The sequence below is a fragment of the Microbacterium sp. Z12_35 genome (assembly GCF_058310475.1).
Genome location: NZ_JBZEGJ010000001.1, coordinates 897078 through 916549 on the forward strand (window position 1 = coordinate 897078; position 19472 = coordinate 916549).

Below are 19472 nucleotides of genomic sequence, written 5' to 3' on the forward strand. Positions count from 1 at the left end.
GCCTTCGTTTCGCCGCGGGGAGAGATGTCCTCTCCCGTCGTTAGGCTGAACAGGTGACGGACTCCGCAAAGCCTACCCTTCTCGTCGTCGACGGCCATTCGCTCGCGTACCGGGCGTTCTTCGCGCTGCCGGTCGACAACTTCTCCACGAAGGACGGTCAGCACACCAACGGCATCTACGGCTTCCTGTCGATGCTGGTGAACCTCATCAAGGCGGAAAAGCCCACGCACATCGCCGTCGCCTTCGATATGGCACGCCACTCGTTCCGCACCGACCAGTACCCCGAGTACAAGGCGAACCGTTCCGAGACGCCGAGCGAGTTCAAGGGTCAGATCCCGATCCTGCAGGACTGCCTGGCGGCCATGAGCATCCCCGTGCTGCAGAAGGAGGGGATCGAGGCCGACGACATCCTCGCCACGCTCGCCACGCAGGGCGCCGCCGAGGGCTTCCACGTGCTCGTGTGCTCGGGGGATCGCGACACCATCCAGCTCGTCACCGATGACGTCACCCTGCTCTACCCCAACGTGCAGGGGGTGTCTCAGCTGAAGCGCTACGACCCCGCCGCCGTGGTGGAGAAGTACGGCCTGCCACCCGCCCAGTACCCCGAGATCGCCGCGCTCGTGGGGGAGACCAGCGACAACCTTCCCGGCGTACCGAAGGTGGGCGAGAAGACCGCGGTGAAGTGGCTGACGCAGTACGGCTCGCTGGATGCCCTCCTGGAGAACGCCGACAAGATCACGGGGGTCGTGGGCAACAACCTGCGCGAGCACCTCGACGACGTCCGGCGCAACCGCGCCCTGAACCGCCTGCTCCGCGACGTCGAGCTCCCCGTTGCCCCCGCCGACCTGGAGATGCGGCCCATCGACGCTCAGGCCGTGCGAGACATCTTCGCGCGCCTGGAGTTCCGCACCCTGCTGCCGCGGGTGTTCGAAGTCGCCGGCGCCGACGCGACCGGGTCCGATGCCAGCATCCCGGTGGCCGAGGCTCCGGCCGCGCTCGAATCGGATCCCGCGGCCCTGGCCGCGTTCGTCACCTCGGCCGAGGGTGAGGTCGGCGTCACCCTCGTCCTCACGGGCGGTCGACCCTCCCGGGTGGGACTGGCAACGGCATCCGGCGCCGTGGAGGCGGACTGGACACCCGGGGTGCGCGACGCGCTGGCCGGGTGGTTCGCCTCAGACCGTCCGAAGACGTTCGCTGACGCGAAGCCGCAGGTCAAAGCGCTCCTTCGCGAAGGCGTCGATGTCGGCGGGGTCGCGCTGGACGTCATCCTCGCCGGGTGGCTCCTGCGTCCGAGCTTCCCCGACAAGACCCTCGCCGACCTCGTCGCGCGTTACCTCGGTGAGAAACTCCCCGAGGCCGATCCGACGCAGCTCGTGCCGGAGACGGAAGGGGCGACCCCCGGTCAGATCTCCTGGTTCCTGCTGCGGGTGGCCGACGCGCTGCGGACCGAACTACCCGCACCTGTGGCGACGGTCCTCACCGACATCGAGCTGCCGACGCTGAAGGCGCTCGCGGCCATGGAGCTGGCCGGAGTGGCGGTGTCGCACGAGAAGCTCTCGACCTTCTCCGGCGAACTCGCCGCCCGGGCCGACGCACTGGCGCGCGAGGCGTACGCGGCGATCGGTCGCGAGGTGAACCTCGGTTCCCCCAAGCAGCTGCAGGAGGTGCTGTTCGACGAGCTCGAGCTGCCGAAGACCCGCAAGACCAAGTCGGGGTACTCCACGGATGCGGCGGCCCTCGCCGATCTCCAGGAAACCCACCCGCACCCGTTCCTCGCGCTGCTGCTCCAGCACCGCGAGGCCACGAAGCTGCGGCAGATCATCGAATCGCTGGACGTCGCGATCGACGACGGTGGCCGCATCCACACCACGTATCTGCAGACCGGCAGCCAGACCGGCCGCCTGTCCAGCACCGACCCGAACCTGCAGAACATCCCGATCCGCAACGAGGAGAGCACCCGCATCCGCGCCGCCTTCGAGGTGGGCGCGGGATACGAGACTCTTCTGACGGCGGACTACTCGCAGATCGAGATGCGCATCATGGCGCACTTGTCGGGCGATCCTGGCCTCATCGAGGCGTTCAACTCCGGGGAAGACCTCCACCGCTTCGTCGGCGCCCGGGTGTTCGGTGTCGCCCAGGAAGACGTGACGCCCGCCATGCGCACGAAGGTGAAGGCGATGTCCTACGGACTCGTCTACGGGCTCTCGGCCTTCGGGCTCTCGAAGCAGCTGCGGATCGAGCAGGCCGAGGCCCGCGAACTCATGATGGAGTACTTCGCCCGCTTCGGCGCGGTGCGGGACTACCTGCGCACCTCCGTGGAAAAGGCCCGCGTCGACGGGTACACCGAGACGATCTTCGGTCGTCGGCGGCCGTTCCCCGACCTCGTCAGCCCGAACAGGGTCCTACGCGAGAACGCCGAACGAGCCGCGCTGAACGCCCCCATCCAGGGCAGTGCCGCCGACATCATGAAGATCGCCCTGTTCCACATCGCGGATGACCTCGCCGCCGGGGGCCTCGGGTCCCGCGTGCTGCTCCAGATCCACGACGAGCTCGTCCTCGAGGTGGCACCGGGGGAGTGGGACGCGGCCGAGCGGATCGTGCGTACGCGCATGGGCGACGCCGCCGCACTCTCGGTGCCGCTCGACGTGCAGATCGGTCGCGGCCCCGACTGGTCGGTCGCCGGCCACTGACGACCGAGTCCGCGAGAACGGGTTGGTTGCGCGGGCGGCGCGTCCGTAGGCTCGACGTATGACGAACGCATCCCGCACTCCCTCGCCGATCGACGAGATCGCCGACGCGTGGGTGGACACCCTCGCGGAATTGGAACCGACCGCTGCGACGTACATCGGCCGGTCCGAGTACAACGACCGGTTCGGCGATTACTCACCCGCCGGCCACGACCGGATGGCGAGCGCCGTCCGGGAGACGCTGACCGCCCTCGAGGCGGCGGAGCCGGCGGACGAGATCGACGTGGTGACCAAGACCGACCTCGCGCGGGAACTGCGTCTGAGCCTGGACCTGTACGACGCCCGCTGGCACCTGCGTGATCTCAACGTCATCGCCTCCCCGGCGCAGGACATCCGGATGGTGTTCGACCTCATGCCCACCGCTACCGCTGAGGACTGGACGGTGGTCTCCGCACGTCTGAAGGCCTTGCCCGCGGCGCTCGACGGCTATATCGCCACCCTCCGCGAAGGGATCGCCCGGGCAGTCGTCCCGGCCCGCCGTCAGGTGCGCGAAGTCGTGACGCAGATCGACCGGTACACCGCCGACAACGGGTTCTTCGCCGAGTTCGCCGCCAACGCCGCACCGGACGAAGGACAGCTTCCCGCGTCGCTCGCGCGCGAACTGGCCGACAACGCCAACGCGGCGCGCGTGGCCTACGGCGAGCTCGCCGCCTTCCTCACCGGCGAGCTGGCGCCGGTGGCGACCGAGAAGGATGCCGTCGGCCGCGAGCTGTACGCGCTCCACTCCCGCCGATTCCTCGGTGCCACGGTGGACCTCGACGAGACCTACGAGTGGGGCGTCGAAGAGCTCGCCCGCATGGTCGCGGAGCAGGAGGCCATCGCGAACGAGATTCTGCCCGGCGCGAGCGTGGAAGAGGCCGTCGCTTTCCTGGAGGCAGACCCGACGCGGAAGCTTCACGGCACCGAAGCGCTGCAAAGGTGGATGCAGGAGACCAGCGACCGCGCGATCGAACAGCTCGGGGCGAGCGCCTTCGACATCCCGGAACCCATTCGCCAGCTGCAGTGCATGATCGCCCCCACCCAGGAAGGCGGGATCTACTACACCGGCCCCACCGACGATTTCTCGCGTCCCGGACGCATGTGGTGGTCGGTTCCGGAGGGTGTCGAAGACTTCGACACGTGGCGCGAGCTGACCACCGTTTACCACGAGGGCGTTCCGGGGCATCACCTGCAGATCGCGCAGGCGGTGTACAACCGCGCACAGCTGAACTCGTGGCGGCGTCTGCTGGCCGGGACATCCGGGTATGCGGAGGGCTGGGCCCTCTACGCCGAACGTCTCATGCAGTCTCTCGGTTACCTGGACGACCCCGCCGACCGGCTCGGGATGCTGGACGGCCAGCGGATGCGGGCGGCCCGCGTCGTGCTCGACATCGGAGTGCACCTGGAGAAGCCGCGCCTGGACGGAACCGGCACCTGGGACGCGGAGTACGCGCTCGAGTTCATGCTGCACAACGTCAACATGTCGGACGAGTTCGTCCGCTTCGAGGTCAACCGCTACCTCGGCTGGCCGGGACAGGCGCCCTCGTACAAGGTGGGGCAGCGGATCTGGGAGCAGATCCGCGACGGCTACGCCGAGGCACAGGGGGACGCGTTCGACCTGAAGGCCTTCCACAAGAAGGCGCTCGACCTGGGCGGGGTGGGCCTGGATACGCTGCGCGAAGCGCTCGTGCCCTGACCCGATGGCCGCTCTTTCACGCGGGGAGGTCACGCGCCAGCAGGCGGGTGACCTCCTCGTCGCTCGTCTGCGGGAACTCGTCGTAGAACTGCCCGACGGCACGGAAGTCGCGCGGCCGATGCGGGCACACGAACTCGTCGACCACGTCAGCATCCGGCGCCCAGTCGTGCGGTGCGACCGGCACCGCCAGGATGACGCCCGCGGGTCCTCGCGCGCGCACGGCGCGGCACGCAGCCATGGCCGTCGCCCCGGTAGCCACCCCGTCGTCGACGACGATCGCCACCCGCCCCGCGACGTCGGCGTCTGGGGAGGGGTAGAGGGATGCTCGGCGTGCGAGTTCGGTGCGCTCGGCACCCTCCGTGTCGGCCACATCGGCGGGGGTGGTGCCGGTGAGCCGCATCACCTCGTCGGACAGCACCCGCACGCCGTCCGCGATGGCTCCCACCGCGAGCTCTTCGCGCCCGCGCGCACCGAGCTTTCGGACGGGGATCCTGTCCAGCTGCCAGCCGCCCGCGGAGGCGACCTGCGCCGCCACCACCACCCCGCCCCGGGGAATGCCGAGGATGACCGCGTCGGAGCCCCACCGCGTCCGCAAGCACGCAGCGAGCTCCTGGCCGGCCGCGATGCGATCGGCGAACAGCACCATGCGGCGAGCCTACGCTCCGCCGCGATCGCCGCATCAGGCCCCGAGGACCGGGGCCTCGGCTCGTTCGTGACGCGCGCAATCCGTGGGAATGCCCCCGGATGGCCTGCGGTTTATGCGGACGAATGAATAGGAGGCGCCGATGAGCGCAGGACAGGTGGAACTCGGCCTCGACACGTTCGGGGACGTGGCGATCGCGCCGGACGGCTCACGTGCAAGCGACGGCGCGACCATCCGGCAGGTCGTGGAACAGGCCGTTCGCGCCGACGAGGTCGGGCTGTCCTTCTTCGGGGTGGGGGAGCATCACCGACCCGAGTTCGCCGTCTCCAGTCCGGAGATCGTCTTGGCCGCAGCCGCAGGCCTGACCGAGCGCATTCACCTCGGCACCGCCGTGACGGTGCTCTCCTCGGACGATCCCGTCCGCGTGTACGAGCGCTTCGCGACGCTGGATGCGGTGTCCCACGGCCGCGCGGAGGTCATCCTCGGCCGCGGCTCGTTCATCGAGTCCTTCCCGCTGTTCGGCTACGACCTCGCCGACTACGAGGTGCTCTTCGACGAGAAGCTGGCCCTGTTCCGTCAGCTCCTGGACGAGAAGCCCGTGACGTGGTCGGGAACGACCCGCGCCGGGTTGGCGGCGGCCGACGTCTATCCGAAGACCGAATCCGGACTCACCGCATGGGTGGGCGTGGGCGGCAGCCCGGAATCAGTGGTGCGTACAGCGCGCCACGGCTTCGGTTTGATGCTCGCCATCATCGGCGGACCCGCACACCGGTTCCGCTCCCTCGTGGATCTGTACCACCGGTCGCTGGACTCCTTCGAACGCGACCGCCTGCCGCTCGGCATTCACTCGCCCGGCCATGTCGCCGACACCGACGCGGAGGCCCAGGAGGAGGCGTACCCGGGCGTGGAGCGCAATTTCACCGCCATCGGGCGCGAGCGCGGCTGGCCCGCCTACAACCGGCTGCGGTTCCAGCACGACCTCGGCCCGGAGGGGTCGATGTACGTCGGGTCGCCCGAGACCGTGGCGCGGAAGATCGCCGACACGGTTCGCACCCTCGGCGCCGACCGCTTCGACATGAAGATCGGCACCGGCGGCCTGCCGCAACACCAGGTGCTGCGCAGCATCGAGCTGTACGGCACGCGCGTGCTGCCGATGGTCCGCGACATGCTGTCCAGCGCGGGCTGAGCATTTTCGGGCGGATCAGCTGCCGCGGACGACCCGTGACAGGGCCGAAGGTCCCTAACATGGCGTCATGACCGATGTTGCGGCTTCCTCGCCCGCCACCGTGTCCGAGCGACTCGACCGACTGCCATTCGGCCGCGGGCACGTCCGCGTGCTGACCGGTTCCGGCATCGGGTGGGCGCTGGATGCCATGGATGTGGGGCTCATTTCGTTCGTCATCGCGGTCCTCGCACAGCAGTGGGCGCTCCAGCCGAACGAAACGGCATGGATCGCGTCGGCCGGCTTCGTGGGGATGGCCGTCGGCGCCAGCGTCGGCGGTCTGCTGGCTGACCGCTTCGGGCGGCGGCAGGTTTTCGCCGTGACCCTCCTGGTCTACGGCGTGGCCACGGGGGCCAGCGCGCTGGCGGGCGGACTGGCGGCCCTCATCGTGCTGCGCTTCCTCGTCGGCCTCGGGTTGGGTGCGGAACTCCCCGTGGCATCCACCTACGTCAGCGAGTTCGCTCCCGCGCGCATCCGGGGCAGGCTCATCGTGATCCTCGAGGCGTTCTGGGCGGTGGGATGGACCGCTGCGGCGCTGATCGGCTACTTCGTGATCCCGGCCTCGGACGACGGGTGGCGGTGGGCCTTCGCGCTGGGGGCCGTCCCGGCGGCGTACGCCCTCGTCGTACGGTGGGGTCTTCCCGAGTCACCGCGGTGGCTCGAGCGGCAGGGGCGCTCGGCCGAGGCAGCCCGCATCCTGGCGTCCTTCGAGGGCGGCAGTGCCGGGGGAGCGGTACCGGCGGCGACCGCCGCGGCTGTGCCCCCGCCCGCGGCCGGACGGGCAGGGGAGCGTCTCGGGGCGCTGTGGTCACCGGAGTTCCGCCTGAGGACCGCGAGCCTGTGGGTCGTGTGGTTCTGCGTGAACTTCTCCTACTACGGGGCATTCATCTGGATCCCCACGATCCTCGTCGCCTCGGGCTACGACCTGGTCAGGTCGTTCGGCTTCACGCTGATCATCACCCTCGCGCAGCTGCCCGGGTACGCCGTCGCCGCGTGGCTCATCGAGGTGTGGGGACGCCGGGGGACACTCGCCGTGTTCCTCGGCGGCTCAGCCGTCGCGGCCATCCTGTTCGGCACCGCGACGAGCGAGGCGATGGTCATCGGGACCGGGATGGCGTTGTCGTTCTTCAACCTGGGCGCATGGGGTGCGCTGTACGCGGTCACTCCCGAGACGTATCCCACGTCGCTGCGCGCGACGGGAAGCGGATGGGCGGCGGGCGTGGGCCGCATCGCGTCGATCCTCGCGCCCTTGACCGTGCCCCCGCTCCTGGCCGCCGGCGGAGCACCGGTCCTCTTCGTCGTCTTCGCCGCGTTCTTCGCGGTGGCCGTCATCGCGACGTGGGGCCTGGCCGACCGCCGAGGGCGCGCACTCGACGAACGCTGAGCCGGACGCTCTCCGGGCAGCCGTAGGGTAGCGGGGTGGCTTCCGTACGCTTTGTCTCGATCGGCGACTCCTTCAGCGAGGGGGTGGGGGATGAGCTGCCGGACGGCACCGTACGCGGGTGGGCCGACCTCGTCGCGCAGCAGTGGGCGACCGCCGTGGCGGAGCCGATCGAATACGCCAACCTCGCGATCAGGGGCAAGCTGGGGTGGCCCATCGTGCGGGAGCAGCTGGAGCCGGCGCTGGCGCTGAAGCCCACTCATCTGTCCTTCAACGGCGGCGGTAACGACATGATCCGTCCGCGTCCCGACATCGCGCACATCGTCGACGCGTTCGCGGCGGTGCTGCGCCGGTGCGATGAAGAAGGCGTCCGCCTCATCCTCCTCTCCGGCGCCAACCCGTCTGGGCAGTTGCCGCTCGGACGCATGGTGCAGCGGCGCGGGGACAGCCTTTCCGCCGCCGTCGTGGAACGCTTCGCGGATCGACCCGACGTCGTGCGTGCCATGAATTGGCCCGACCGGGAGCTGTCGACGCCGTCGTACTGGGCTCCGGACCGTCTGCACATGAACGCACGCGGGCACCATCGCGTCGCGGCCCGCGTACTCGATGCACTGGGGCTGGACGTGCCGGCGGGCTGGTGGTCGCTTCCGGACACGACGCAGGAGCGCCTGGCAGGCGCCGCCTACTACCGCGCGCATGTCGGCCCGTGGGTGCGCCGCCGCCTCACCGGCACGTCCTCCGGCGACGGACGGACGGCGAAGTTCCCGTCGTGGGTGACCGTCACACCCGCCACCACCGCCTGAGCGCGCGCCTACGGCGCGGGTTCGATCGTGAATGACACTGTCACCCCGCCATCCACCACCACCGCCGCGCTCACGAGCGCGCCACGCGAGGGGATTCCGGGGAGTGCGGCCGAGTAGCCGCCTCCGTCGCCACCCTGCGCGGCCGCGGCGAGATCCGATGAGAGCTGGGCGAGCTGACCCTCGGTCCAGCCCCACGTGAGGGCGGTGCGTTCCAGCTCGCCCGAGACACTTTGCCAGGAGCGGCCGGTGTCCGGCACGAGGGTCACCGCGGTGACCCGGTTCCCGGTGCTCGTCACCGAGACGGAGGACACGGCTTCCAGCACCAGCGGTTCGTCCGCCAGGACGACGGCTCGCACCGGGACGAGCGGCTCTATCGTGCTTTCGCCCTCCGCCGCGAGGCCCAATTCGTCGGCCGGCAGGGCGTCATCTCCGATCCTCACCCGCACAGCGCCAGCGCGCGTGAAGTAGTCCACGCCGGCGCGATCGAATCGCGACATCCCATCGGCAGCCTGCTGGTCGGCGGCGGGCTTCGGAGCCGGCGCGGTCCACCAGGAGTTCTGCATCGCGACGGCGCCGATCACCACCGCGACGCAGATCGCGCCGATCACCGCCGTCGGCAGCCACGTGCGCACCACCCGGCGGACGCGCCGGTTCATGCGGCACCGGTGAAGCGGTTCACCCGGTACGCCAGCTCGACGAACTGGCCGTGGCGTGCGACCGTCTCCAGGCTCAGGCGGTCCGGGCCGATTCGGCGGGGGAGAAGCGGCTTGCCCGCGGGCAGCAGGGCCGGAGCGACCGAGAGGCGGATCTCATCGAGGTGGGCGGCATCGTCGAACTGGCCGACGAGATCGCCCCCGCCGACGAGCCACACGACACCGTCGCCCGCGGCTTGCTCGATGCGCGGCCAGAAGGAGGGAACGTCCCCCCGGACGAACTGCACGTTGGCGCCCTCGGGAATGGGGAATGTCCGGTGGGTGACCACGAAGCAGGGGAGTGCGCCGTAGGACTCCGCCCACATCCCCGGGCGCTCTTCCTCCTCGTGCCGGAGCACCCACTCGTACGTGGCCGCGCCCATCACGAACGCGCCGACGGTGGCGAGGAACGAGCCGAAGTCGTTCTCGGCGTCATCGGCCCCCGGAACGGCGAACAGCCAATCGAGTGAATCGGCCTCGTCCGCGAGGAACCCGTTCAGGGTGACGGCGGTGTGGAAGATCGTGGTGGCCATGCCCCGACGATAGGCGGGGCATCCGACGTTCATGGAACCGGTTCCGGTGTCGAGGGTACGCAGAGTCGCGTTGTCAAGCCCTCGGATGATCGGGCATGGGGTGGCCATCATTGGGAGCGCGGCATGGTGTCGCGAGGACGTCGGCTGTGCCGACGCCTAGAAGGGGGAAGCCATGAGCATCGGAGCGGGAATCGCCCTGTTCGTCATCGGAGCCATCCTTGCGTTCGCCGTCAACGTGCAGCTCGAGTGGTTCAACCTCGACCTCATCGGCTACATCCTCATGGGTGCCGGCGTCGTCGTCTTCGTCATCGGTCTCGTCCTGATGATGCGTCGTCGCTCGACGGACACCGTCACGCGCACGGCCGTCGACCCGGCTGCGGGAGAGCGCGTCACGCGCCAGTCCACGCGGTCCAGCGGCGACGACATCGTCTGAGCGATCCGGGCGGAAGGCCGCAGGAGCAGGGTTGATCTGTTCATGCTGACATAATGTGCATTATCGGCAATTGCATGGCTGGGTGTGAGGGGCTGCGATGACGGGCGTCGTCGACCCGCCTGTCGCGCCCCTCACCGGAACGATTCTCGGCGGGCGCTACCGCCTGGGCGGCCTGGTCGGCCGCGGCGGGTACGCCAGCGTCTACCGTGCAGTCGATGAACGCCTGGACCGTGCCGTCGCGCTGAAGATCTTCGCCGCGGCCGCTCCGGATGATCCGGACAGCGCACGGGTGGCCGCGGAGACGCGCGTCCTGGCCTCTCTCACGCATCCCTCGCTGGTCACGCTGTTCGACGCGCGCCTGGATGAAGACCCGCCGTACTTCGTGATGGAACTCATCGACGGTCCGACCCTCGGCCAGCGCATCCGCGAGAGTCCGGTGGATGCTGCCACGGCCGCCGCCTTCGCCGCCCACCTGGCCGAGGCGCTTCACGTGATCCATGCCCGCGGCGTCGTGCATCGCGACGTGAAGCCGTCCAACGTGCTGCTGCGTCCGGCGCCGCTGCCCTCCGAGCCGCCTCGCGCGACCCTCGCCGATTTCGGCATCGCCTACCTCATCGACTCGGCTCGCGTCACGGCGACCGGGACACTCATCGGTACCGCCGCGTACCTCAGCCCGGAGCAGGCACGCGGCGATTCGCCGTCGCCCGCTGCGGACGTGTACGCCCTCGGGCTCGTGCTCCTGGAGGCGCTCACCGGGCAACGGGCGTACCCTCAGGTCACCCCGCACGAGGCCCTCGTGGCCCGTCTCGTACGCTCGCCCGAGGTTCCTGCGAGCCTGCCGGACGACTGGCGGAACCTCCTGACAGCGATGACCGCGATGGATCCGGCTTCTCGTCCCGACGCTCATGCCGTGCAGCGCGCGGCTCTGCTCCTGCGCTCAACCGGGGCCGCGGAGACCGATGATCCCGCGGCGATCACGCAACCCGCGGCGCGCCCCCCTGTCCCCGACGACGCTGACCGTCCCACGCTGCGCCTCCTTCCTCCTACCGAGGTGCTCACCGGCCCTGCCGCCACGTCGACGACGTTCCCGGCTCCGGCCACGGCGATCGGTGCGCCGCCGCCGCTCCCGTCGGTCACTCCCCCCGCCGGCGATGCCGTCCCGCACGGGGGCCGTTCACGCCGGGGGTGGTGGATAACGGCGGCTGTGGTCCTCCTCGTCGTCGCGGCCGCCATCACCGTGGCTCTGCTGCTCCCGGGCGCGACGCCGGCTCCGGAACCGACCTTGCCCGCACTCCCCGAACCACTCGGCGAGCATCTTCGCCAGCTCTTGGAGCAGGTGCAGCCATGAGACTTGGAGCAGGTGCAGCCCGCCGCATCCCGTGGGTCCTTGCCACGGCTCTCGTGACCGCCCTGACGATCGCCGGCTGCTCGGCCACGCCGTCGCCGGCGAACGATCTCCGCACGCTCGTGGTGGATGCCGCCGGCTCCGCCGCTTCGGGAGATCTGGCCGCGGCAGAGTCCTCGATCGACGAGGTGGAGACGCGTGTCGTTGCCGCCCGGGATGCGGGTGGCCTCCCCGCGAACGAAGCCGACGAGATCCTCGCGACGATCCTGCTGGTCCGAGCGGACCTCGCCGCGCTCGCTGTTCCGGTTTCGACCCCGGCGCCCGAACAGCCCACCCCGGAGCAGGCGACGGAGCCGACGGTCACGGTCGTTCCCGACGACGTCGTTCCGACCGACGCGGAAAACGGCACGGACACGGGCGGTGGGAACGGCAGCGGCAACAGCGGTCCGGGGAACAACGGCGCCGACAACGGCGGGCCGGGAAAGAAAGACAAGGAGGAACCCGGGAAGAAGGACGATCCGGCGCCCGGCAACAACGGGCCGGGCAAGGACGCACCAGCCCCCGGGGACAAGGAAAAGGGCAAGGGGAAGGGCTGAGGCCCCCGTAAGCTCGACCCCGTGAGGACATCGCCGCTCCCCCGCACCGCGGCATGACCGGCATCCTCACCGGCTTCGCCGTCGTCGGACTCGCTGTGGCCGTGGGCTTCATTCTCGGCCGCACCCAGCTGTTGGGGCCTTCCGGACTCCCGGTGCTCAGCCGTCTGACGTTCTTCGTCCTCTCGCCGTTCCTGCTCTTCGTCATCCTCGCCGGTGCCGACGTGCACACCCTCTTCTCCGCGTTGTTGCCGGTCTCCGCGCTCACAGCGCTCGTGATGTTCGCGCTCTACGCGCTCATCGCCGCCCTCGTCCTCCGGCGCGGGCTCGGTGAGACGGTCGTCGGCTCCTTCTCGAGCGGCTACGTCAACGCCAACAACATCGGAATCCCGCTGTCCCTGTACATCCTCGGCGACGCGGCGTACTCGGCACCCGTCGTGCTGTTCCAGCTGCTCGTGTTCATGCCGGTCACGCTCGCGTTGCTGGATGCAGCCACGACCGGGTCGCTCTCATGGCGCCGCATCGTGGCCCAGACCGTCCGGAACCCGATGCTGTGGGGCGCGGCGCTCGGTGTCGTCGTTGCGCTGACAGGTATCGATCTGCCCCCCATCGTGCTCGACCCGCTCACCTTGATCGCGGATGCCGGAATCCCCGTGTTGCTCATCGCCTACGGCATGTCCCTCCACGGGCAGCGGGTGCTCACCGCTCCCGGAAGGCGGGTCGACGTCCTGCTCGCCTCGGCTCTGAAGCTCGTGGCCATGCCGCTCGTTGCCTGGTTACTCGCCATGGCCTTCGCCCTCTCCCCCGAGCAGACGCGCATCGTCGTGGTGCTCGCGGCGCTTCCCACGGCGCAGAACGCGTTCCTTTTCTCACAGCGCTATGGCGTGGGTGAGATCATCGCGCGTGACACGATCTTCGTCACAACGCTCGGGTGCATCCCCATCCTCTTCCTGGCCGCCGCCCTCCTGCACTGAGGCCTCTCCCGGCGGCGCAGCCGGTGCCCTATGGTGGGGCCGAAGCCCGGCTTCTCCCCCGCACAGAAAGGCATTCATGTCTCTCGACTCTTCGCTTCAGCGCAGCGCCACCACGGCGATCCGCGTCGCGCTCGGCGTCTCGGGCGCTCTCTCGCTGATCGTCGGCATCCTCATCTTCGTGTGGCCCGGACGCACCGCGGAGGTGGGGGTCGCGATCATCGCCATCTGGGTGATCGTCGCCGGCCTGGTATATGTCGGACTGGGCATATTTTCGCGGTTCTTAGGCGGATGGAGTCGCGTCGGCTACGCCGTCCTCGGCGTGCTGTTCGTCATCGCGGGTGTGGTGGCGCTGGTCAATCTCGCGGCGGCCACCACGGGATTCGCGATCGCGCTCGGCATCATCATCGGCGCTCTGTGGGTCGCCGAGGGGATCGTGACGCTGGCGACCCTGCGTACCGCCGGCTCGAAGGGCTGGTCGGTCTTCTTCGGGATCGTCAGCATCCTGGCCGGCATCGTGCTCCTGCTCACTCCCATGTACGTCGCCCTGCTCTGGGTGTTGCTGGGCGTCTCGCTCATCGTGCTGGGCATCGTCCAGATCGTGCGGGCGGTCACCTTCGGGCGCTAGTCCGTCTGACCCCGCGCGCGGCGGAGCGCGCCGCACTTCCGCCACGCTCGCCCCAGTGCGCGCGGGCCCGTCGTGGGCCGTTCGGGAGGAGATGTGCACAACGGAGGGCCGATCCGGCGAATACGACCTCCCGAACGCTCATCCCCTCCCGTAGCGCACACCCAAGCTCCGGATCTCGCCGAACGCCACTCCCCCCATCCCCGGCACTCGCCCCGCCCGGGCCGTCGGCAGCGGGCAGCACAGGAGGAGATGTGCACAACGGAGGACCGATCCGGCGAATACGACCTCCCGAACGCTCATCCCCTCCCGAAGCGCACACCCGAACGCCAGACCAGACGCCCACACTGAGCGCCACGCCTCCATCCCCGGCGCTCACCCGCCCGGGCGGTAGCAGCGGGCAGGCCGGGAGGAGATGTGCACAACGGAGGGCCGATCCGGGCGAATACGACCTCCCGAACGCTCATCCCCTCCCCAGGTGCACACGACCTCGCGAACGTTCATCCCCTCCCGAAGCGCACGGTGAACCGTCGGCTCAGGACTGCCGGTGCCGGGCGCGCTTCAGGCGTCGGCGGGGAGATACCGCTTCCACCAGTCCAGCACGGCGTCGAACCGCTCGATGCGGTGGCGCGGCTGCCCCGCGCGGGTCAGCTCGTGATTCTCGCCGGGGAAGATGAGCATCTCCGCCTCGGTGCCCTGGCGCTTGAGGGCGGTGTAGTACCGGGTCGCCTGCTCGAGCGGGCATCGGAAGTCCAGTTCCGAGTGCACGACGAAGGTCGGCGTGGTCACCTGGTCGACCACCGCCATCGGGCTCTGCGACCGGATCCCGTCCGGATCGGTACCGACGTACTCGTCACCGAAGAAGCTGCCGATGTCGCTGGTTCCCTGGAAGGACACCGGGTCGAGGAATCCCCGCTCGACGATCGCTGCGGCGAAGCGGTGGTCGTGCGCGATGACCCGCGCCGTCATGTAGCCGCCGTAGGAGCCGCCCATGATCCCCACGCGCCCGCCGTCCAAGCGGGGGTCCGCAGCGAGCGCCCCCTCGAAGAAGTCCATGATGTCGGTGTAGTCCAGGGTGCCCATGGCGCCCCGGATGGCGCGGCCGTGTGCTCGCCCGTACCCGGCACTGCCGCGCGGGTTGCAGTAGACGACGGCGTAACCGGCGTCCACGAGTACCTGCGTCTCGTCGAAGACGTGCACGCCATACGAGGCGTACGGACCACCGTGGATCTGCAGGATGACCGGGAACGGGCCGCTCCCCTCCGGCGTGGCGACCCATCCGTGCACCGGGTACCCATCGCGGGCGGTCACCTCGAGTTCGCGGGGTGACACGATTCCCCGCTCACCGAGCGGCCGCCCGAAGTCGGTGAGGACGCGAGCGGGTGCGCCGGCATCGAGGAGCACGAGCTCGCCGTACGACTCGGGCGTCGCGACCGCTGCGACGATCCGCTCCCCCGCCGCGGCGACGCCGACGGCTTCGAGGTCGCCGCCGAGGACCTCGAAGACTTCCCCGGCCCGGGTGACGCGGAGCACCCGCATCCGCCCGCGCGTACGGTCCTGCACGAGCACGTCGTCGCCGGCCGGTGTGAGCGCACTGCCGACTTCGCCGAGGTCGATGGTCTCGGGGTCGGTGAGCGCGCGGGGTCCGTTCGCCTCGAGGATCCACAGCGCCACCCCTGGCGCCACGAAGTCGATCCCGCGGGTTCCCGCGTCGCTGGCCCGCAGGAAGACCGTGCCATCGTCAGCCACCGCAAGGTCGCTTACGGAAAGGTTCGCCGCCGTCCCCAGCACCTCGCGCGTCGTGCCGTCAGCGGCGGCGATGGCGACGACTCGGCTCCGCAGGTCGCGCTCGCCCCGCTCGATGACGTCGGGGATGACGAGGATCTCGCGGCCGTCGGCCGTCCACGTGGCGCCGTGCCAGCTGGCCGGGCCCTCCGTCAGCGCGACGGCTTCGTCCGCCACCAGCGTCTTGACCGGCGCTTCTTCACCCTCGGCCAGCACGCGCGGAGCAGGCTCGTAGAAGGGCTCGGCACCCACCGACGGGGCATCGATCACGAACAGCTGCGCCGGGCGGTCGGCGACGTAACCCAGGCCGTTCGCGTGCCAGCGGATGCCGGTGATTCGCCGCGGGGCCTCGGCCGGAGCATCCAGCCCCTCGACCGTTCCGTATCGTCCCTTCTCCGCGATCCGCGCGGTGTATGCCAGCCGCGCGCCGTCGGGAGACCACGCGAACCCCTCGACGCCCGACGGGGCGTCGGTCGCCTGCATGGGCTCCCCTCCCCCGGATGCGACGACGAACACTTGCGCGCGTCCCTTGGCGTCACCGCGCAGGAATGCCACCCGTGTGTCGTCCCGCGTGAGCGCGGGAGCGGAATCCGCGATGCCGCGGGTGAGCCGGCGCGGCGATCCGCCGGGGAGATCGATGCGCCACAGCTGCCCGACGTTGCGGTTGGCAGCGATGTCGGGACGCGACGTCGCGAAGACGGCGAACGAGCCATCGCGCGCGATCGCGGGGCGAGCGACCGCGACGAGGTGCTCGATGTCGGATGCCCGCATGCTCACTCCCCCGCGAAGGACGACGTGTCGCCGACGAGCCGCGTGGAATCATCCGGGATGGGGTCGATCGCCGCGCGGGCGACCTCGGCGGCGAACTCCGACACGTTGTACAGTCGCCCGGCCGATTCGCGGCGCGACGCGATGGCGCCGGGGTTGGCCCGTTCGAGCAGGGTCGCGGTGATGGTGCCCTCGATCATGTCGCCGGAGACGACCACGAACCCGATGCCGCGTTCGGCGAGTTCGGGGATGTATTCGCGCAACGCGTCTTCACCGGCGCGCTTGGAGAGGGCCACCGGCTCGTACTCCGGCATGGTCGGGGTCGTGCGGATGAAGTGCGCCTGGTGGCTCGTGACGAACACCACGCGCGCCCCGTCACCCAGCAGCGGCAGCGCGTTCTGCAGCACACGCACCTGCGCATCGCGGTTCAACTGCAGCGCGTAGTCCTCGCCCATCCCGGCCTCCATGCCGCCGGAGGCGTTCAGCACGAGGATGTCGAGGGCACCGAAAGCCCGCTCCACCTCGGCGAACATCGCCTGCACGGATGCGTCGTCGGTCAGGTCGGCACCGATGACGAGCACTTCGGCGCCGAGGGCACGCAGCTCTCCGGCCAGTTTCTCGGCGCGAGGAGCCTTGTTGCGGTAGTTCACCACGACGTTCGCGCCGGCCTCGGCGAGGTAACGCACGGTGTCCGCGCCGATGCCGCGGGAGGATCCCGTCACGAGGGCGGTCTTGCCGCGCAGCGAATCGGGGGGGAGGATCTGAGACACGGGAGCTCCTGAAGTCTTGGGTTTCCTGTGCCGCGCCGACGACGTGGCGCGGCCGCTGTTCGACCCTACCAATCCGGGTCCGTGAGAAACGGCGCGTGATACTTTCGACCCACAGGGAGGCGCGCACGATGGAGCTACTCCAGATCATCGAGCAGTGGGCGTGGATCGGCTGGCTGGTCCTCATGCTGATCTTCCTCGTCGTCGAGATGCTCACCCTCGATCTGACGTTCCTGATGCTGTCGATCGGCGGCCTCGCCGGCCTCGGTGCGGACATCCTCGGAGCCCCGCTGTGGCTGCAGGTGATCGCCGCCGCCGCTGTGGCCGCCGTGCTCCTCCTGGCCCTGCGCCCCGCCCTCTTGCGCCGCTTGCACCGCAGTTCGGACACGAGACCGTCGAACGTGGAGGCGCTCCTGGGTCTGGACGGGCGCGTCCTGGCAACCGTCTCGAGCGTGACCGGTCAGGTGAAACTCGCCAACGGGGACGTGTGGACCGCGCGCAGCGAAGGACGCACCGAGATCGAACCCGGCACTCCGGTCCGCGTCGCCCGGATCGACGGCGCCACGGCCTTTGTCCGCCCCCGACCTGAGGAGCTGTCCGAATGACCGCATCAGAGGTCATCCCGGCCGTGATCGGCTGGACGCTGGCGATCGCCGTCCTGATCTTCGTCCTGGTGGTGATCTTCCGCGCCATCCGCATCATCCCGCAGGCCTCCGCCGGTGTCGTCGAACGCCTCGGGCGCTACCACAAGACGCTGCAGCCGGGCCTGAACATCCTCGTGCCGTTCATCGACCGGGTGCGCCCCCTCATCGACATGCGCGAGCAGGTCGTGTCCTTCCCGCCGCAGCCGGTCATCACCGAGGACAACCTGGTCGTCTCCATCGACACGGTGGTCTACTTCCAGGTCACCGACGCGCGCGCGGCGACCTATGAGATCGCGAACTACCTGGGCGCTGTCGAGCAGCTCACCACCACGACGCTGCGCAACGTGGTCGGCGGCCTGAACTTGGAAGAGGCCCTCACCAGCCGCGACAACATCAACGGGCAGCTGCGCGTGGTGCTCGATGAAGCGACCGGCAAGTGGGGCATCCGCGTCGGCCGCGTGGAGCTGAAGGCGATCGATCCGCCGCACTCCATCCAGGACTCCATGGAGAAGCAGATGCGCGCCGAGCGCGACCGCCGCGCCGCGATCCTCACGGCGGAGGGGTCGAAGCAGTCGCAGATCCTCGAAGCGGAGGGGCGCCGGCAGGCGGAGATCCTCAGCGCCGAAGGTGACAAGCAGGCCGCAGTGCTGCGGGCACAGGGTGAGTCTGAGGCCATCCAGATGGTGTTCTCCGCCATTCACGCCGGCGAGCCCGACGAGAAGCTCCTGGCGTACCAGTACCTGCAGACGCTGCCGAAGATCAGCGACAGTCCCTCGAGCAAACTGTGGATCATCCCCAGCGAACTGACCGAGGCGCTCAAGGGCATCGGCGACGCGTTCGGCGGGCGTCACTCCGAGCCGGGCGGGCCCCGTGCTCCGCGCGCCCCCAAGCCCCCCGCCCCGTCGCCGGGCACCGATGAGGCGCTCGCTGCGGCACGGGAGGCTGCGTCGGCCGCGGACGACATCGCGGCCGAGGCCCGGTCGACCCTTCCCGCAGGGGCGGGCGACCTCGAATCAGGGCGGCCCGCTTCGTCGTGACGCACCCTTATTTCCGCGGCGCCGCACGGCCGCGGGTCCTGGCACACCGTGGGCTCGTGACCGCGGATGCTGCAGCAGCCGGTGTGGTGGAGAACTCCTTCGCCGCCGTGGCCGAGGCGCATGCCGCCGGCGTGGAGTTCGTCGAATCGGACTGCCGCCTCACGGCGGACGGGACGGTCGTCCTGCTGCACGACGAGGACCTGCAGCGCGTCGCCGGCCTCCCCCGCCCGGTCGCGGAGGTGGCGCTGCCAGAGTTGACGGACCTCTTGGCCCCGCGCGGAGGTCTTCTCACCCTCGAGCAGGCGCTGGATGCGTTCCCGACCTTGCGTTTCAATCTGGACGTCAAGGAGGACGGAGCGGAGGATGCCGTGGGGCGGCTGGTCGCTCCGCACGCCGAGCGGGTGCTGCTGACGAGCTTCTCCGACGAACGGCGCCACGCCGCACTGGCCGCCGCCGTACGGCACGGCGCACGGCCCGCGCCCGCGACATCGCCCGGATCGCAGGTACTGCGACGGCTGGTGGCGGCCCTCGCCGTGCGGAGTCGTCGCCGTGCCGACGCTGCCCTCGAGGGGCTCGACGCGCTGCAGATTCCGGAACGCCATCGTCGCGTGCGCGTGCTGACGCCCAGGCTCGTCGAGGCCGCCCACGCCCACGGAATCGAAGTACATGTATGGACCGTCAACGACCCTGCCGACATGCTGCGACTGCTCGACGCCGGGGTGGACGGACTGATCACCGACCGCGCCGATGTGGCCCTGACGCTGGCATCTTGACAGCCCCGCTGAGCATCATCTGTGAATGCCCGGCC

18 protein-coding genes are annotated in these 19472 nt (G+C 69.9%); 13 read left to right on the forward strand and 5 right to left on the reverse strand.

Going from position 1 to position 19472, the window contains the following annotated elements:
* The first annotated feature begins 53 nt into the window (after nt 1-53).
* Together polA and AC4FS1_RS04480 are read left to right on the forward strand one after the other, a co-directional pair.
* Entirely contained in the window at nt 54-2690 is a 2637-nt protein-coding gene (gene polA, locus AC4FS1_RS04475; protein ID WP_491153019.1) for a DNA polymerase I, read from the forward strand.
* Nucleotides 2691-2748: 58 nt separating this feature from the next.
* Nucleotides 2749-4422: a DUF885 domain-containing protein gene (locus AC4FS1_RS04480; protein ID WP_491153021.1), complete on the forward strand. Its 1674-nt coding sequence runs from the start codon at nt 2749-2751 to the stop codon at nt 4420-4422.
* A 16-nt stretch (nt 4423-4438) separates the two neighbouring features.
* Here the strand turns inward: AC4FS1_RS04480 and AC4FS1_RS04485 are convergent, their stop codons facing one another.
* Nucleotides 4439-5068, reverse strand: coding sequence for a phosphoribosyltransferase (locus AC4FS1_RS04485; RefSeq protein ID WP_491153023.1), 630 nt, complete (start codon nt 5066-5068; stop codon nt 4439-4441).
* Nucleotides 5069-5207: 139 nt separating this feature from the next.
* Here AC4FS1_RS04485 and AC4FS1_RS04490 point away from each other — a divergent pair, with 139 nt between their 5' ends.
* The 3 genes from AC4FS1_RS04490 (at nt 5208) to AC4FS1_RS04500 (ending at nt 8471) form a co-directional block, all read left to right on the forward strand.
* Nucleotides 5208-6251, forward strand: coding sequence for an LLM class flavin-dependent oxidoreductase (locus AC4FS1_RS04490; RefSeq protein ID WP_491153025.1), 1044 nt, complete (start codon nt 5208-5210; stop codon nt 6249-6251).
* A gap of 67 nt (nt 6252-6318) precedes the next feature.
* A complete protein-coding gene (locus tag AC4FS1_RS04495; protein WP_491153027.1) occupies nt 6319-7671 on the forward strand; it encodes an MFS transporter in 1353 nt (450 codons plus the stop codon).
* A 35-nt stretch (nt 7672-7706) separates the two neighbouring features.
* Entirely contained in the window at nt 7707-8471 is a 765-nt protein-coding gene (locus AC4FS1_RS04500; protein WP_491153029.1) for an SGNH/GDSL hydrolase family protein, read from the forward strand.
* Nucleotides 8472-8479: 8 nt separating this feature from the next.
* Here the strand turns inward: AC4FS1_RS04500 and AC4FS1_RS04505 are convergent, their stop codons facing one another.
* Nucleotides 8480-9127 (reverse strand): hypothetical protein, encoded by a 648-nt coding sequence (locus tag AC4FS1_RS04505; protein WP_491153030.1) that lies wholly within the window; start codon nt 9125-9127, stop codon nt 8480-8482.
* The gene (locus AC4FS1_RS04510; RefSeq protein WP_491153033.1) at nt 9124-9696 is read right to left on the reverse strand and encodes a dihydrofolate reductase family protein; all 573 of its coding nucleotides are present in this window, start codon (nt 9694-9696) and stop codon (nt 9124-9126) included. Before AC4FS1_RS04510 ends, AC4FS1_RS04505 begins: the two co-directional genes overlap by 4 nt.
* A 172-nt stretch (nt 9697-9868) precedes the next feature.
* On the opposite strand from AC4FS1_RS04510, the gene AC4FS1_RS04515 reads away from it, so the two are divergent.
* The 5 genes from AC4FS1_RS04515 to AC4FS1_RS04535 all read left to right on the forward strand — a co-directional run bounded on the left by AC4FS1_RS04515 (nt 9869) and on the right by AC4FS1_RS04535 (nt 13666).
* Entirely contained in the window at nt 9869-10129 is a 261-nt protein-coding gene (locus tag AC4FS1_RS04515) for a DUF6458 family protein (protein WP_491153035.1), read from the forward strand.
* Nucleotides 10130-10226: 97 nt separating this feature from the next.
* Nucleotides 10227-11477 carry a serine/threonine-protein kinase gene (locus tag AC4FS1_RS04520; RefSeq protein WP_491153037.1) on the forward strand — a complete coding sequence of 417 codons (1251 nt, stop codon included), beginning with the start codon at nt 10227-10229 and terminating at the stop codon, nt 11475-11477.
* The gene (locus tag AC4FS1_RS04525; protein ID WP_491153039.1) at nt 11474-12070 is read left to right on the forward strand and encodes a hypothetical protein; all 597 of its coding nucleotides are present in this window, start codon (nt 11474-11476) and stop codon (nt 12068-12070) included. The genes AC4FS1_RS04520 and AC4FS1_RS04525 overlap by 4 nt, the downstream gene beginning before the upstream one ends.
* 53 nt (nt 12071-12123) lie before the next feature.
* Nucleotides 12124-13041: an AEC family transporter gene (locus AC4FS1_RS04530; RefSeq protein WP_491153041.1), complete on the forward strand. Its 918-nt coding sequence runs from the start codon at nt 12124-12126 to the stop codon at nt 13039-13041.
* 76 nt (nt 13042-13117) lie between these two features.
* Nucleotides 13118-13666: an HdeD family acid-resistance protein gene (locus tag AC4FS1_RS04535; protein WP_491153043.1), complete on the forward strand. Its 549-nt coding sequence runs from the start codon at nt 13118-13120 to the stop codon at nt 13664-13666.
* 558 nt (nt 13667-14224) lie between these two features.
* Here AC4FS1_RS04535 and AC4FS1_RS04540 read toward each other — a convergent pair.
* Both AC4FS1_RS04540 and AC4FS1_RS04545 read right to left on the reverse strand, forming a co-directional pair.
* Nucleotides 14225-16219, reverse strand: a complete 1995-nt coding sequence (locus tag AC4FS1_RS04540; protein WP_491153045.1) for a S9 family peptidase — start codon at nt 16217-16219, stop codon at nt 14225-14227.
* A gap of 2 nt (nt 16220-16221) precedes the next feature.
* Nucleotides 16222-16986 carry an SDR family oxidoreductase gene (locus AC4FS1_RS04545; protein WP_491153047.1) on the reverse strand — a complete coding sequence of 255 codons (765 nt, stop codon included), beginning with the start codon at nt 16984-16986 and terminating at the stop codon, nt 16222-16224.
* Between the two features lie 128 nt (nt 16987-17114).
* Here AC4FS1_RS04545 and AC4FS1_RS04550 point away from each other — a divergent pair, with 128 nt between their 5' ends.
* Genes AC4FS1_RS04550 through AC4FS1_RS04560 form a run of 3 tightly spaced genes read left to right on the forward strand, consistent with a single transcriptional unit; the run spans nt 17115 to nt 19437 of the window.
* Nucleotides 17115-17588 carry an NfeD family protein gene (locus AC4FS1_RS04550; protein ID WP_491153049.1) on the forward strand — a complete coding sequence of 158 codons (474 nt, stop codon included), beginning with the start codon at nt 17115-17117 and terminating at the stop codon, nt 17586-17588.
* Nucleotides 17585-18664 carry an SPFH domain-containing protein gene (locus AC4FS1_RS04555; protein ID WP_491153051.1) on the forward strand — a complete coding sequence of 360 codons (1080 nt, stop codon included), beginning with the start codon at nt 17585-17587 and terminating at the stop codon, nt 18662-18664. The genes AC4FS1_RS04550 and AC4FS1_RS04555 overlap by 4 nt, the downstream gene beginning before the upstream one ends.
* A complete protein-coding gene (locus tag AC4FS1_RS04560) occupies nt 18661-19437 on the forward strand; it encodes a glycerophosphodiester phosphodiesterase family protein (protein WP_491153052.1) in 777 nt (258 codons plus the stop codon). Before AC4FS1_RS04555 ends, AC4FS1_RS04560 begins: the two co-directional genes overlap by 4 nt.
* The last annotated feature ends 35 nt before the right edge of the window (nt 19438-19472 follow it).